Annotated in this window: 11 protein-coding genes; 4 read left to right on the forward strand and 7 right to left on the reverse strand. The window is 39.6% G+C overall.

Going from position 1 to position 15,108, the window contains the following annotated elements:
• Positions 1-23: 23 nt before the first annotated feature.
• On the reverse strand, positions 24-362 hold the full coding sequence (locus AAGA51_RS19190; protein WP_081878783.1) for a metalloregulator ArsR/SmtB family transcription factor: 339 nt from the start codon (positions 360-362) through the stop codon (positions 24-26).
• Between the two features lie 249 nt (positions 363-611).
• On the opposite strand from AAGA51_RS19190, the gene AAGA51_RS19195 reads away from it, so the two are divergent.
• The gene (locus AAGA51_RS19195) at positions 612-1,088 is read left to right on the forward strand and encodes a hypothetical protein (RefSeq protein WP_255209417.1); all 477 of its coding nucleotides are present in this window, start codon (positions 612-614) and stop codon (positions 1,086-1,088) included.
• Positions 1,089-1,192: 104 nt separating this feature from the next.
• Here the strand turns inward: AAGA51_RS19195 and AAGA51_RS19200 are convergent, their stop codons facing one another.
• Complete coding sequence (locus tag AAGA51_RS19200; protein ID WP_042489980.1) at positions 1,193-2,233, reverse strand: polysaccharide lyase family 7 protein; 1,041 nt, start codon at positions 2,231-2,233, stop codon at positions 1,193-1,195.
• 452 nt (positions 2,234-2,685) lie between these two features.
• Between AAGA51_RS19200 and AAGA51_RS19205 the strand changes: the two genes are divergently transcribed.
• The gene (locus tag AAGA51_RS19205; protein WP_042489983.1) at positions 2,686-3,564 is read left to right on the forward strand and encodes an NAD(P)-dependent oxidoreductase; all 879 of its coding nucleotides are present in this window, start codon (positions 2,686-2,688) and stop codon (positions 3,562-3,564) included.
• Between the two features lie 516 nt (positions 3,565-4,080).
• Here the strand turns inward: AAGA51_RS19205 and AAGA51_RS19210 are convergent.
• The 5 genes from AAGA51_RS19210 to AAGA51_RS19230 all read right to left on the reverse strand — a co-directional run bounded on the left by AAGA51_RS19210 (position 4,081) and on the right by AAGA51_RS19230 (position 10,338).
• Complete coding sequence (locus AAGA51_RS19210; RefSeq protein ID WP_042489985.1) at positions 4,081-6,009, reverse strand: methyl-accepting chemotaxis protein; 1,929 nt, start codon at positions 6,007-6,009, stop codon at positions 4,081-4,083.
• Positions 6,010-6,124: 115 nt separating this feature from the next.
• Positions 6,125-8,206 (reverse strand): DUF4962 domain-containing protein, encoded by a 2,082-nt coding sequence (locus AAGA51_RS19215; protein WP_042489987.1) that lies wholly within the window; start codon positions 8,204-8,206, stop codon positions 6,125-6,127.
• Between the two features lie 125 nt (positions 8,207-8,331).
• Entirely contained in the window at positions 8,332-8,961 is a 630-nt protein-coding gene (locus tag AAGA51_RS19220; protein ID WP_042489989.1) for a bifunctional 4-hydroxy-2-oxoglutarate aldolase/2-dehydro-3-deoxy-phosphogluconate aldolase, read from the reverse strand.
• A 70-nt stretch (positions 8,962-9,031) separates the two neighbouring features.
• Positions 9,032-9,964 carry a sugar kinase gene (locus tag AAGA51_RS19225; RefSeq protein ID WP_042489991.1) on the reverse strand — a complete coding sequence of 311 codons (933 nt, stop codon included), beginning with the start codon at positions 9,962-9,964 and terminating at the stop codon, positions 9,032-9,034.
• A gap of 38 nt (positions 9,965-10,002) precedes the next feature.
• Positions 10,003-10,338 carry a cupin domain-containing protein gene (locus AAGA51_RS19230; RefSeq protein WP_042489993.1) on the reverse strand — a complete coding sequence of 112 codons (336 nt, stop codon included), beginning with the start codon at positions 10,336-10,338 and terminating at the stop codon, positions 10,003-10,005.
• A gap of 363 nt (positions 10,339-10,701) precedes the next feature.
• Between AAGA51_RS19230 and AAGA51_RS19235 the strand changes: the two genes are divergently transcribed.
• Complete coding sequence (locus AAGA51_RS19235; protein ID WP_042490041.1) at positions 10,702-12,855, forward strand: heparinase II/III domain-containing protein; 2,154 nt, start codon at positions 10,702-10,704, stop codon at positions 12,853-12,855.
• 2 nt (positions 12,856-12,857) lie between these two features.
• Positions 12,858-15,008 (forward strand): heparinase II/III domain-containing protein, encoded by a 2,151-nt coding sequence (locus tag AAGA51_RS19240; protein WP_042489995.1) that lies wholly within the window; start codon positions 12,858-12,860, stop codon positions 15,006-15,008.
• Positions 15,009-15,108: the final 100 nt, after the last annotated feature.

Genomic DNA, 15,108 nt, shown 5'->3' on the forward strand with positions numbered 1-15,108 from the left:
TATAAACCATTTTGATAACGAAATTAACTACTCACACCATTCACGCGTGGCAGACTACTGATACATTTCAATTCCGACTCAATAAGTGGTAGATTGTGCTTTAAGGTCAAATCTAATATTTGCTTAACCCATGGTGTGAGATTGGGATTAATTCGGTAATAAACCCATTTGCCTCTACGCTCATCCAGAACGAGATCATGCTTTCGTAATTCAGCTAGATGCCGAGAAACTTTAGGCTGACTAATACTAAGCGATCCCATCAGGTCACAAACACACAACTCCCCTTGGCTTTGCATCAAAAGCAAAGATTTGAGGCGTGTTTCTTCTGAAAGTGCTTTGTAAAGTAAGAGAGGGTCATACATCATACGGGGTAAGATTTACAATTAATACATATGAAATATCATATATCTTCTTTTCCGTATATATCAATTACCAAACACAAACGGCCTTTAATGAGAGACAAGCTTGATTAGCAATAAGTAAGTCAGCCACGTGAAGAAATTAGATATTTTAAGCTTGAAATAACCGACACAATGAACTGAACAATCGGGTGATTATGATATGGTGTTACTTCGTTAGAAACGGTCCTGTAAGGCAATACGGAGTTTATATTGAACAATAGTAAAAGTAATGTCTTAGCTAAGAAGCATATAACTCCCCATAACTTCGTGCGATTTGCGTGGGAAATGGACTTTAGAATTTCTATTGCTGATTCTGATGTACTTCATACAGATTTTATTCAAAATGTCACCTTATTAGCCAAGCAAAAAAATATAGAGGTTCACTATTTAGATTTTTCAAAATACGACACTGCATCATCAGCGTTGTCTGCAAAAGAGAATTCAGACTTCCTTGCAGCCATCGAAGATGGAAGTAAAAAATCTTTGTTGTGGTTTGTTAATTGCGAATCACTCGCGCCTTTATATGTCGATGTTACGTACTCTCTGCGTACAATTTTGACAACGCGACAAGTTAACAATACGCAATCAGTGTTCATAGCAAATAAAGCAAGTCTGTTAAATATGTTTGCTAATCGTGAAGCTCCCTTTTATCAAAGTCATTTTATGCTGACGAGTTATAGCCGCTAACTGTGAAGCACCTATCCATTTTCCATAGCCGAGTTAGCAAATAACCAAAACAATTAAGCCTCCAATCACATTTAGCGGTTGGAGGCTTAGGTGCTTAAGACTGATTAGTGTCCATTCAATTTCAAAGCAGAGAACGTCACACTGTTATAGTCTCCATTCTTTTTATCAATGGAAAAGTCACCAGTTCCTTCACAACCCGGTCCCCAGACTGGGTGAGATTCTTGAACGCTACACTGCCCATATGCACCAGCCTTGAAGTAGAATGCATCTTTCTCATATCCCTGTGGTGAATCTTTACTGTCAATTCCCTTGCTTAAATCAATCTCGTATTTCACCGCGTCATGACGCTCTGTCTCAAATGTTAGATACATCATTGTACCTTGTACATCAATCTTGTAGCTAAACTCTTCACCCAATGCTATTCCAGAGTCACCTGGTTCCTCAGAGTTCTCCCATGTGTATCCCCATACAGGATAAGCAATGTCAGCTCTATTTGGATCGTTCGTTTCAAGATTACGTTCGTAGTTCCAAAACACAGACCCCATTTTATGACCTGGGAATTTCTTGTAGAAAATCTTAATTGGCTCATTACCATGACCAAATCCAGTTTTTGCCTTTATTTGAGCATTGTCTTTTTCAGCATGAATTTGCCCAACAACTACAGAATGCGCCGGATACTTCTCTGGAAACTTAGCGTGTAAAGATACGTGGTTAACTTTAAGCGTTGCTTCTAAAGTTCCACCAACCGAACTAAAGGAATCGGCATCAGGGTGACTAGAAAGTGCCCAGTTGTTTTTGTTGTCGTGAGTATCAATGGAAAAGTCTGCACCACGAGCCATCTGACGCAACTCTGAACGGGCGTTCTTCGAATTCTTTGTCGTAATTGCTTTATTGTGAACTTCAAACACAATATTGCCGTCTTTATCTAAATGAAAAAAATCTGAGTGAGAGTAGCTCATCATCGCTACCCCTTCAATTTCATCTACTCGACCATCTTCATTGATATCTGAAGGAATGGTAATTTTCCAATTACGCATGTCAAATTTGTCGGCAGGTACTGGATAATCAACACCATTATTAGCAACGTTAGCTAAAGCAGGCGCAGACAAAAGAAGAGAACTGGTAAGAACTAATATTTGTTTCATCTAACAACTCCTTATATGTATTATTGTCATACATATAAGGCAATTTTGTTTTTAGATGTACTATCAACTAATAGAATTGTTTGATTACTCACATTTATTGGCTTTTTAATCTGATCTACAGCCCAAAATCAACACTTTAATGTGATCGATGACCTATCCAAACAAAAGTAAATCTCGTGATACCTTCGCCACAGGCTTTGATTTGACTAGCTATAACATCACTTCTTGCGATATTTGTGTGAGCACTCGCACATAATTGTCATACAATTAAAATATTCAAATCAATCTACCAATCCTAGAAATTAAATATAAGTATATGATAAAAATGTATTTTTCTTAACTAACACTTATACACCACCCGAAATAGCCCTGCCCTTAAGACATTGCCAAATCCTTTAGATAGCGATAAAATCAAACCATATAATCATACAATAGTATATTTGGAGTAAGATATGACTAAACCTGTTATTGGTTTCATTGGACTGGGTCTAATGGGCGGCAATATGGTTGAAAACCTACAAAAACGTGGATACGAGCTAAACGTTATGGATCTCAACACTGAAGCAGTAGCTACTTGTGTTGCCCGTGGCGCTAAAAAAATGAGTTCAGCTAAAGAGCTAGCAGAATCAAGCGATATTGTCATGCTATGTCTAACCACTTCTGCCGTTGTAGAAAAATTAGTTTATGCTGATGACGGTATTCTGGCAGGTATAAAAGAAAGTTCAGTATTAATCGACTTCGGTACTTCAATCCCAGCTTCTACTCGTAAGATTGGGGCAGATTTGGCGGCTAAAGGCGCTGGCATGATCGATGCTCCACTAGGTCGTACACCTGCTCACGCTAAAGATGGCCTCTTAAATATCATGGCTGCTGGCGACATCGAAACATTTAACAAAGTTAAACCTGTTCTTGATGACCAAGGTGAAAACGTATTCCATCTAGGTGAACTAGGCGCTGGTCACACAACCAAGCTAGTGAACAACTTTATGGGTATGACAACCGTTTGTGCGATGTCTCAAGCTTTCGCAGTGGCTGACCGCGCGGGCGTAGATCGTCAGCAACTATTCGACATCATGTCTACTGGCCCTTCGAACTCACCATTTATGCACTTCTGTAAGAATTACGCTGTTGATGGTGTTAGTGATCTAGGCTTCTCAATTGCAAATGCAAATAAAGATTTGGGTTACTTCTTAGAAATGGTTTCTGACCTTGGAACAGAATCTAAAATTGCAGAAGGTTCATCAGCTAACCTACAAGCGGCGTTCGAAGCTGGTATGGGGAACGGCAACGTACCAGAAATCTTTGACTATTTCCTGAACCTAAAAAAATAAATCACTCAATTAATAAGTGATAATCAAATTTAAGCTGTCTCGTCCTCGTAAAACGCATGACAGTTTATGAGCCAGTAACGATAAGTTACTGGCTCTTTCACCTAGCCTTAATGGATCTCCCCCCTATAAACGTTCTAGGGCTAGGTGCTTTTAACTTCCTACGATTCATAAATGTCTATTTCCGCTAAGGAAATTGCAAAATATTTCAATTTGTACCATTGGACTAGCATATTGCTTCAATATTGAGCATATACTTGAAATTGATGAATAGAGATTTCGAAATTCAACTCGATATAGAGCAATTTACTGAATTGGAAAGCTTAATTTTCGATTTACCGAAATGAGAGTGAATCGGAAATTAATCAATGGAACTATACACCTTTCTTAAAACACTAGAGTCATTATCCCCAAAGTTTAGATGTAAAAAAGAAACCCAGCCTAAACTGGGTTTTATAATGAAGAATGTTACGAACAACTCCATCAAATTTTGTTTTGTTTAATTCACACCAACCAAATTCAACGTAACTTAAACTGATTTACCACTAGAACTAAATTGCAATTAATTTGAGATATATACCCAGCTTGATTCATCGTTTTCTCTACGTTTTGGGTTAGCTCGCACACTAAGCTACTCAATGCATTCATATTTAAGCAAATTGCTTGGGTAACTCCACTTTGCTGCTCAGCCACCGTAGCTATTTCAGCCATTAAGTCGTTAATACACGAGACTTGTTCCGTTAAATTATCAAGACTAACCTCAACGCTAGCAATATTATTCGTAGATTCAAAACTCTTGGTTTTAGTATTCTCCATCGAACGCACAACTTCATCATTTATAGATAATAACCGTTTAAGTGTCTGATTTATTTCTTCCGTACTATCTTGTGTTCTACTTGCAAGAGTTCGTACCTCATCTGCCACAACCGAAAAGCCTCGACCTTGTTCACCAGCTCTTGCTGCTTCAATGGCAGCATTTAGTGCTAATAAATTTGTCTGGTCTGCAATCTCCCCTATTACTGTCAAAATATTACTAATTTTTTTAGATTCATTACTCATATTTTGTAAGCTAGCTGCTGTATTTTCTATCTCAGTAGCCAATTGGCTTACATGTTCCTGTGTGCTGCATACAGCCGTCTTAGATAGCTTTCCATATTCTGAAGCAGAGTTGGTTGAATTAGCGGTTATTTCTGCATTCTCTGCAACAGTTTCGGCTGTAGAATTCAACTCTTCTATCGCAGCAACAATTTGTTCTGTTTCTTTCGAATGCTGAGTTAATATGTAGCTGGTTTCATCAGCTTGTACTTCAAGTTGCTGTACATTTTCCTTTAAAGATGTAGAGGCGCTTTCGATTTTTAACATCAAAAATTGTATCTGCTCTATGAATATATTGATTCCATCCGCTATCTTTCCCAAATCATCATCGCTTTTTACAACTAACCTTTGAGTTAGATCTCCCTCACCATTTGATAACTCATCGACTATGGTTCGAAGTGACTTTATAGGTTGATATAAATAGTTCATCACTAATAACATAATGATTATTGCGACAGTAATCGTACATATTATTTTTAGTACTTCACTAACAATAAGTTCGTCCATTTCAAAATATGCGATCTTAGGATCGATAAACGAAACCATTGCCCATTGTTTACCTGAGCTAATTCTTATTTCTTTTGCCATTAGTAGGATTGGTTGTCCTCCAACCTCACTTGGAAACAATTCTCCAATGTGTTCAATTACATTTGGAATATTGTATTCTTGAGACAATGAACTTATTTGAACCTGCGATTGTATTGCATCTAAGTTGGACGCAACTACCATACCATTTTCATCGACTACTATTCCTCTAGCTTGATAGATTTTTTCAAGACTAGTAAGTTGTTCACCCAGTTTATCAAATCGAATATCAGCTAAAACCACACTATTTCCAAGCGAATACATAACACCAATCATCGGCGTTTGATTACTTTTGGTAAAAAATAATTTACTAAAAGAAAGCCCCTTAATTTGTTTCGCCTGGTTATACCAAGAGCGTGTTCTTGGATCATACTTTTCGAGAATTCCTACTCCACCAGGAAATGAGTCAGAAGGACGAGATGTATAGCTCCGTCCATCATCATAGCCGACTATAATTTTTTCTATACCACCAAAAGTAGCCCCATAGTGCATTAACTCCTCTTGCGGGACAGAAAGATTTTGAGACTTCAACGTGTTTGCCACTGCATTTACCGTTTCTACAGTTCGACGAACGTCATTCTCAATTTTTTTCGCTTCTACAGACAACGACGCTTCAATTCTGTCTACAATCCGTTGCTTGTGTACTTGTTTTATCTGAGCGAATGAATACCAGTTTGAACTGATAAGAATTAAAGAAATTACAATTGTTACAACCAGAATTAACTTGCTCTTCAACCCGAGTAAATGTGGCGATTTGATATTAAACATAGATTTGTTATTTCCCTATTGCTTGGCCACATAAGTGGCCTACACCAAACTTTATGTTCGTATTAGTAATAAAAAGCCCAGCCGAAGCTGGGCATTTATTTAATGATTAATAAACTCAGTTCAATTTAATTTGAACAGCTTCACCATCAACAACAAGTTTCAAAGTATTACCTTCAACTTCATAAGTAACAGTCAGTTGCTCTCCCACATTTTTATTTGGGGTTAACAACGTCAACACATTATGCAGTTTCATAGGTTTAAACTTCACTTCAACGTGACGGTGAACCTCTAGATCTTTGTATTCATATGGGTCAACATCACCGAAGCCTTCAACGTTTTCTACCGAAACAATATTGTCTTGTGCTTCATTAATAAAGTTCACATCCAGATGTGCTTTTTCACCACGAATCGTGAATGATCTATCAGCGGTTTCATTCGTATAAGTAGTATGCATTAACCAAGTCATGTCTTTCTCTTCAGATAGAGAGGCTATGTCTTGAATAACGAATACCTTCCCTTTTACGAACCAAATCTTACGCTTGTATGATTCAATTTCTGGCACAAAATGCTTATATGAATCGGTCGCATCACCTTCCACCATTTTGATTTCAGAATCGGTATCAAAATCCACGATACGGCCACCTGCCTCTATACAGAAGCGATCTTGGTGACCTTCGTAGCCTGTATTTTTGTTCTCACCGTATTGGCCTTTTCCACCGAACAACGGTAAGTTCTTAGAGAACGTATGACGACGCCACTTAGTATGCATGTCTACGCCAAAACCACCGTAATAACCAGTAATAGAGGCAAGCGTTTCTCCAAAGGCATGCAACGTAAAAGCGTTTTGGTCACCATGAGAATGGCTGATAGACCCAAAAGGTGAACACTTGAAGATCATATGAATATGTTCATCACGCTCAGTCATCTTATTATGAAAAGCAGCCCATCCGGTAATCGGGAACACCTTCAACAAAGGGTCGTTTGATGGTGCTTTTTCTTCCGGAGCATCCCATAAGATGTTGAAACGCAAGTCATCATAGCCGAAGTCCCACCAGCCATAATTGTAGAATTTTGTATGTGCTTCTGTATCACGACTTTTAAGCTGATTGTAATACCAAACATACTCTGGTTTTTGATTAACACCTGCATAATGCTTAATGTTGTAAGCCAGTTTAAGGCCAGGGAAATCACCAATCGAAGATTGATCACAGAAGCTTGCACGCTTTGAGTGTACAGGCATGCAGTACAGTGGAAAGTCGCCCGTATTTTCGTAGAAAGTTTTATTAAACATATCTACGCCAGTGTATGCCTTCAATAAATCGAATGCTTCACCCAAGAATGCCGTTTGAGTATTCCAATAGTCTGGGCCTTCTGCCCAGCCACCATCTTCGCCACCCCATGGTGGATAATGTTCTGCGTAATATTCCAATGCATATGACAAATATTCACCAGCTTTAGGATGATCGTGGAATAGCGCTATACATGTTGGAATAACAGCGGATGAGATAGAACGAACGCCATGACTGTTTAAAGGATTCGCAAGCAAATCAACAGTTACCTTCAGGTGGTGCATAATCTCATCTAAGCGAGTAACTAGTGCTGTTTGAACAATCTCACGCTCATGCTCTGAAAAGTATGGATGAAGCCAGTCATAACCCCATGCCATAGCAGCGATAACACGGAAAGCGGCCTCATCATTATAACCACGAGATGTAACGCCATCTGGATCGTAAGAAGCGAGCTTCAACGTCCATGCTTTCGCTTTTAGAATAAGAGATTCATCTTTTTTAACAACACCAGCTATCGCTAGGTTGCGTGTTGCGTTAAGAGCCATCTGGCAATCAACATACATTTGTCGCCAATATGGTCTCCATAATGAAGCTTTTCCAACCGTCTCTTCTGGATATGGTTGCGGTTCTTCATAAGGTTCAACATCTAAAAATTTTGCTGTTGAATTGACATAAAAATCGTCAAACATACAGAACGATTCATCTTTCTGTACTTTACCTTGGAACTCTTGAAGATCTTGTGCTTGAACTAGAAGGCGTGGACGCTCCACACTTAAGTTATCCAAAAATGATAAATCAAAGTCTCGCTTCTGTACTTTAATTGGCAGTAAATCGACTAAATTACCTGCTGAAGTATCATTCTCCAGCTTGATTTTTTTAATTGCATCAAGAGATTTTTGGTTTTGCATAATGTTCTACTTTGTTGAAATCAGCAAATGACACACCGTTAGTTCTTCCTGATTTAAACGACGCTACGTATTGCATAATAGAAAGAGATAAAGCGAGCACATGCTCGCCTACTACTAATTTAGCGCTACAGGTTCGTTACATGCTCCACAGCATCACGCACCAGTTTCCCTAATTCTTCCCATAAGCCTTCATCAATAAGCTTAGTTGGAACCATCCAGGTTCCACCGCAGGCTAATACCGATGGAATAGACAAATATTCATCAACATTATTTAAACTTACACCACCAGTTGGCATAAACTTAACTGGATATACCGCTGTTAATGCTTTTAACATTCCCACTCCACCAGAGGGTTCAGCAGGGAAAAACTTTAGCGTACGAAGACCCATTTCCATTGCCTGCTCCACTAAGCTTGGATTATTAACCCCAGGAACAATTGGAATGTTCTTCTCAAAGCAATATTGAACTGTTCTTGGGTTAAAACCAGGGCTAACAATAAAATCGACACCAGCATCAATAGAAGCATCAACTTGCTCATTCGTTATGACGGTACCCGCTCCAATAAGCATATCTGGAAACTCTTTGCGCATAATGCGAATAGCTTCGATAGCGCAGCTAGTACGAAGTGTAATTTCAGCACAATGCATGCCGTTTTCCATCAAAGCTCTGCCTAGAGGAATCGCATCTTCAGCCCTATTAATTGCAATAACAGGGATTACTTTTAATTCGGCGAGTTGTTCATCAAGCGTTTTCATAAATACAATCTCATAAAATTTGGTTGTTTACTCTGGCGTTAAACTAAGCCGCCAGAGTGATTGGAAAGCATTAATCTGTGAATAAAGGCATTGCACTTTGAGGAATAATGGCACCTTTGTGCTGTATCACCGCACCTGCCATACAGTGGCCAGCATGTGCAGCTTCGCAAGCACTTCCACCAACTAACCTCTTAGCTAAGAAGCCAGCACTGAATGAGTCTCCGGCGGCTGTCGTATCGACCACTTTATCGATCTTATTCGGAGCTACGTGTTGAATGTCACTTTCAGATACAACAACGCATTCTTCACTGCCGCGCTTAATAATGATTTCGCTAACGCCAGCGGAAGAAGTTCTCTCAATACACTGTTCAAGCTTTTCATCGCCAAATAGCATTTGTTCATCATCAAAAGTTAAAAGTGCAATATCAGTATATGTAAGTACTTTTAGATGGCACTTCATTGCAGCTTCGGAATCAGCCCATAACTTAGGACGATAGTTGTTATCAAAAGCAACTTTGCCACCTTGCTGCTTAAATTTATCTAGCAGTGAGAACAACTCCGCACGCCCGCTTTCCGTTAAGATTGCTAAGGTAATACCGCTTAAATAGATAACATCGAAAGACAACAGTTTTTCAATCAATGAATCCGATTCTGGCTGTTCAAATACGTATTTTGCTGCTGAGTCACTACGCCAATAATGAAAGTAGCGCTCACCGGTATTATCAGTTTCAATGCAGTAAATGCCCGGTTGCTTATTATCTAACTTGAGTACAAGTCCAGTATCTATACCCTCTTCTTGCCAAGCATTAAGCATCTCTTGACTGAAAGGGTCATGACCTAAAGCGGTTATGTAGCTAGTTTTTACATTCGAGTTTTTTGTCAAACGTGAAAGGTAGAGAGCAGTATTTAGAGTGTCACCTCCAAATGACTGCTGAATCTGACCATTCTTGTTTTGCAGTTCAACCATGCACTCGCCAATAATGGCTATGTTGATTGTTTTCATAGAGTTATCCTAATCTTCAATCCGGCTGCATTTAGAAATTATTTCAAAAAATCTTCACGCGCAGGGTTAAACACATCTAGCAAAATACTATCTTGCTCTAGCGCCACGGCTCCGTGAACAAAATGCTTAAGAGCGATATAAGCATCACCAGGCTTTAGGATTTTCTTTTGACCATCAACTTCAGCTTCAAAACTGCCCTGAACAACGTAGCCAATCTGATCATGTATTTCATGTGAATGAGGATGACCTATAGCACCTTTATCAAATTGAACATGAACCACCATTAAGTCATCGGTATAGCCGATAATTTTGCGTTTTAAGCCATCACCTAGCTCTTCCCATGGGTGTTCATCTGCATTAAAGAATGGATTCATTTTTTGCTCCTAATAAATTGAAGAAACGCAAGTACAGCTCAACGTTAAAACGGTATCGCAAATACGCTTACTTGATGTTGTTTTCTATTTGAATGGCCTTAGAATACTTAATTCGACTCAATTGTCATACAATACAACTTTATAAGTGTGATAAAAATCATATTTAATCATCATGAGTTTTATAAAGCGCTGGGCAAAAAAACATTGCCAAACACAAGCCAAACCTATACAAAACCTCAATTAGAACTAGATGCACCAACCAAGTTTGATTTGATTTTTTCTTCAAATACATGCCAAAATCACAAATATATTGTATTACTTTATGATAAGGTATTTTCATTATTTTTAATCTTGGTGACTGAAATGACGACGAAACCAATACTCATGAATGAAGCGGAAATCGCGGAGTTACAACAGGAATTTGGTACAACAAGCCTCATGGGCAAAACGATAGACCGAAACATCAAAGAGTTAGATGCATTCATGCGTTTACCATTGGATGTACCAGGCCATGGTGAGGCTGGCGGCTATGAACATAATCGCCACAAACAAAACTACTTATACATGCATACCGCTGGTCAGTTGTTTTTAATTACTCAGGATAAAAAATATGCAAAATTTGTTAGGGACTTATTAGCAATTTATGCAGATAAATACTTAACATTCGGCTTTCATGTTCAAAAAAACACCAACCCTACCGGACGTTTATTTCACCAGATACTCAACGAGCACTGCTGGTTATTGTTCACTAGCCTTGCGTACTCTTGCGTTGCTTCAACAATGACTGAGCAGGAAAGGAACACAGTGATTGACGGTGTATTTGAGCCGATGCTTGCTATGTTTACAGAAAAATACGGCCACGACTTTGACCGTATCCATAACCATGGTATCTGGGCTGTGGCTGCGGTTGGCATTTGTGGCCTCGTTGTTGGTAAACGCGAGTACTTAGAGATGTCAGTGTACGGACAGGAACGTAATGACACTGGCGGGTTCCTCGCTCAAATGTCACAACTATTTTCTCCTTCCGGTTACTACATCGAAGGCCCTTACTATCATCGTTATGCTATTCAGCCGACCTGTATCTTTGCTGAAGTCTTGCATCGACATATGCCTGAAATTGATATTTTTAACTACAAAGACAAGGTCATTGGTAACACTGTTCAGGCTCTATTAGCTACTGCTTATCCAAACGGACAATTTCCGGCTCTCAACGATGCTTCAAAAACGATGGGCATTACCGATATGGGTGTTCAAATAGCGGTTAGTGTTTACAGCAAGCATTACGGTCTAAACGACAATATTATGGGTATGGCTAAGATCCAAGATTCTGTCTGGATGCACCCATGTGGGCTTGAACTATCCCATGCCTATGACAAGGCATCCAACAGTCGTGAGATCGGTATGCCTTTCTGGCCGAGTATTGAACTCAGTGAAGGTCCTAAAGGTGACAAAGGTGCTCAAGGATTTATTCGAATGCGAGACAATAACGGGGATGTCTCCCAGCTCGTTATGAATTATGGCCAACATGGTATGGATCACGGTCATTTCGATACTTTAGGCATCACCTTCTTCAATCGAGGCCAAGAAGTTTTGCGTGAGTACGGCTACTGCCGCTGGGTTAATGTCGAACCGAAATTTGGCGGACGTTACTTAGATGAAAACAAATCATACGCGCGTCAAACAATTGCCCACAATGCAATCACTATTGATGAGCAGTGTCAGAATAATTTTGATATAGAGCGTGCTGATTCAGTGCATGGTGACCCACACTTCTTCCAGGTTGATCATTCTCAAGTCAAAGGTATGAGTGCTTTTACCAATGATCACCAAAAGAATATCAAAATGCAGCGAAGCGTGTTCATGCTGAGCATTGAAGAGTTGGAAACACCTTTGCTACTTGACTTGTACAGAATAAGTAGTGAATCAGAACATCAATACGACTATTCACACCAATATGATGGCCAACTGATTCGTACGAACTTCGCCTATAAAACAGACAGCGAGCTAAATACTTTAGGTACACAAAATGGGTATCAACACCTATGGAAAACGGCTAGCGGTAAAATCGAAGGTACAGCACTCGTTAGCTGGCTACAAAATAATTCGTACTACTCTTGGTTAGGTACAAGTTCCAATACCAACAGTGAAATAATCTTCACCAGAACTGGTGCAAATGACCCTAGTTTCAATCTACGAAGTGAACCCGCATTCATCTTACGTACTCAAGGGAAATCAAGCTTATTTGTATCAACACTTGAAACACATGGCTATTTTAATGAAGAGTTTGAGCAATCCGTCAATGCTAGAGGGTTGGTAAGTGATGTCCGAATCATTGGGTACGATGAAACCGCAAGTGTTATCGAAATCCAAACAGAAAAATCGACCGTTACGGTAATGGTTAGCAACAACCCATGTGTTGATAATCAAACGGATAACACAATAAAAATTAATGATAAAACATATCAATGGACTGGCTCGCATTCTGTTGAAATTCAGCCAAACGGGCAGGAGAAATAACAATGAGCTATCAACCACTTTTAATCAGTTTTGATGAGGCGAAAGAGTTAAGTACAGCACTGGGAACAGATAGCCTACTGGGAAAAGCTCTCTCTCGTGATATTGCACAAACGGACAACTATATTACTAACATCGGTATTGAAGTTCCGGGCCATGGTGAAGGCGGTGGTTACGAGCATAATCGTCACAAACAAAACTACATTCACATGGATCTTGCAGGCAGACTATTTCTGATCACTGGCGAGCAAAAATATCGTGATTACATTGTTGAAATGCTTACTGCCTATGCAAAGGTGTACCCAACATTAGAAAGTAACACCAGTAGAGACTCAAACCCTCCAGGCAAAATATTCCATCAGACTCTTAACGAAAATATGTGGATGCTCTATGCTTCTTGTGCCTACAGTTGTATCTATCACACGTTAGAGAAAGAACAAAGATCGCTAATTGAGAATGACTTGTTTAAACAGATGATCGAACTGTTCGTAGTCATCTACGGCCACGATTTCGATATTGTTCACAATCATGGTTTATGGGCTGTGGCCGCTGTTGGGATTTGTGGCTATGCCATTAATGATCAAGAATCCGTAGACAAAGCTCTTTATGGCTTAAAATTAGATAAAGTCAGCGGTGGCTTCCTAGCGCAATTAGACCAACTGTTTTCACCTGATGGCTATTACATGGAAGGGCCTTACTACCACCGTTTCTCACTACGCCCTATTTACCTGTTTGCAGAAGCAATCGAGCGTCGTCAACCTGAATTGAAAATCTATGAGTTCAATGACTCCGTGATTAAAACAACGTCATACTCGGTGTTTAAAACAGCGTTTCCAGATGGCACTTTACCCGCACTAAATGACTCTTCAAAAACCATTTCAATCAATGACGAAGGCGTAATTATGGCTACGTCGGTATGCTTCCATCGCTATGAGCAAGCAGAAACATTATTAGGAATGGCAAACCACCAACAAAATGTATGGGTTCATATTTCAGGGAAAACGCTTTCTGATGCGGTAGAAAAAACAGATGACATCAAACCATTCAACTGGGGAAGTTTGTATGTTACTGATGGATCAAAAGGTGAAAAAGGTGGCCTGACTATTTTACGTCATCGTGATGATCAGGATGATGACACAATGGCCCTAATTTGGTTCGGACAACATGGTTCAGATCACCAATATCACTCAGCACTAGACCATGGACATTACGATGGGCTGCACCTTAGTGTATTCAACCGTGGGCATGAAGTACTTCACGATTACGGTTTTGGACGTTGGGTTAATGTAGAACCAAAGTTTGGTGGACGCTACATCCCGGAAAACAAATCCTACTGTAAACAAACTGTTGCTCACAATACGGTAACGGTTGATCAAAAAACACAGAATAATTTCAATACCGCATTAGCAGAAAGTAAATTCGGCACAAAGCACTTTTTCAATGCAGAGAATGAGAAATTACAAGGTATGAGTGGCCAAATTTCCGGCTACTACGAAGGCGTTGATATGCAACGCAGCATTATTCTTGCTGATCTAGAAGAATTCGAGAAACCACTGATTATCGATATTTACAAAATCGAATCAGAGCAAGAGCACCAATACGATTTACCTTTCCATTACTCCGGCCAAATTATTCGTACAGACTTTGAATACCAGCAGGAAACCACGTTAAAACCATTAGGTCCAAACAACGGATATCAGCACTTGTGGAATTTAGCTTCAGGGACAGTAGCAGGCAGTTCATTAGTAAGCTGGCTACACGACTCTAGCTACTATTCTCTAGTAACCAGTGCTCAAAACGGTGGCGAAGTAATATTTACGCGTACAGGCGCAAACGATCCGGACTTTAACCTAAAAAGTGAACCCGCACTCATCGTTCGCCAATCCGGTAAAAATCAGGTATTTGCATCTGTGCTAGAAACACATGGGTACTTCAATGAGTCGATAGAAGCCTCTATAGGAGCGCGTGGTTTAGTAGAATCTGTTAATATTCTCGGTAGTGATGAGGTTGGAACCGTTGTATCTATCAAAACAACGACTGGCAATAACTATCAAGTAGCGATATGCAACTTAGATGAAGAACAACAGGAAAATGACCACGATGTTACTTTCAACGGCACCACTTATCGCTGGAAAGGCCCGTTCGCTTTAATTTAGTACATACTTCAAACCTAACTCACAAAAAGCCGAACGCTTATGCCTTCGGCTTTTTGTGGAGACTAACTTACAAACATCCACGCTATAACTAACCCCATAT

The organism is Vibrio diazotrophicus, from assembly GCF_038452265.1.
In the GTDB taxonomy this organism is placed as follows: domain Bacteria; phylum Pseudomonadota; class Gammaproteobacteria; order Enterobacterales; family Vibrionaceae; genus Vibrio; species Vibrio diazotrophicus.

Bases quoted from the DNA above. Each gene is read 5' to 3' on its own strand.
- AAGA51_RS19220 (WP_042489989.1), bottom strand. From the start codon at position 8,961: ATGAAAACGCTTGATGAACAACTCGCCGAATTAAAAGTAATCCCTGTT.
- AAGA51_RS19235 (WP_042490041.1), top strand. From the start codon at position 10,702: ATGACGACGAAACCAATACTCATGAATGAAGCGGAAATCGCGGAGTTA.
- AAGA51_RS19200 (WP_042489980.1), bottom strand. From the start codon at position 2,233: ATGAAACAAATATTAGTTCTTACCAGTTCTCTTCTTTTGTCTGCGCCT.
- AAGA51_RS19240 (WP_042489995.1), top strand. From the start codon at position 12,858: ATGAGCTATCAACCACTTTTAATCAGTTTTGATGAGGCGAAAGAGTTA.
- AAGA51_RS19210 (WP_042489985.1), bottom strand. From the start codon at position 6,009: ATGTTTAATATCAAATCGCCACATTTACTCGGGTTGAAGAGCAAGTTA.
- AAGA51_RS19205 (WP_042489983.1), top strand. From the start codon at position 2,686: ATGACTAAACCTGTTATTGGTTTCATTGGACTGGGTCTAATGGGCGGC.
- AAGA51_RS19225 (WP_042489991.1), bottom strand. From the start codon at position 9,964: ATGAAAACAATCAACATAGCCATTATTGGCGAGTGCATGGTTGAACTG.
- AAGA51_RS19230 (WP_042489993.1), bottom strand. From the start codon at position 10,338: ATGAATCCATTCTTTAATGCAGATGAACACCCATGGGAAGAGCTAGGT.
- AAGA51_RS19190 (WP_081878783.1), bottom strand. From the start codon at position 362: ATGTATGACCCTCTCTTACTTTACAAAGCACTTTCAGAAGAAACACGC.
- AAGA51_RS19215 (WP_042489987.1), bottom strand. From the start codon at position 8,206: ATGCAAAACCAAAAATCTCTTGATGCAATTAAAAAAATCAAGCTGGAG.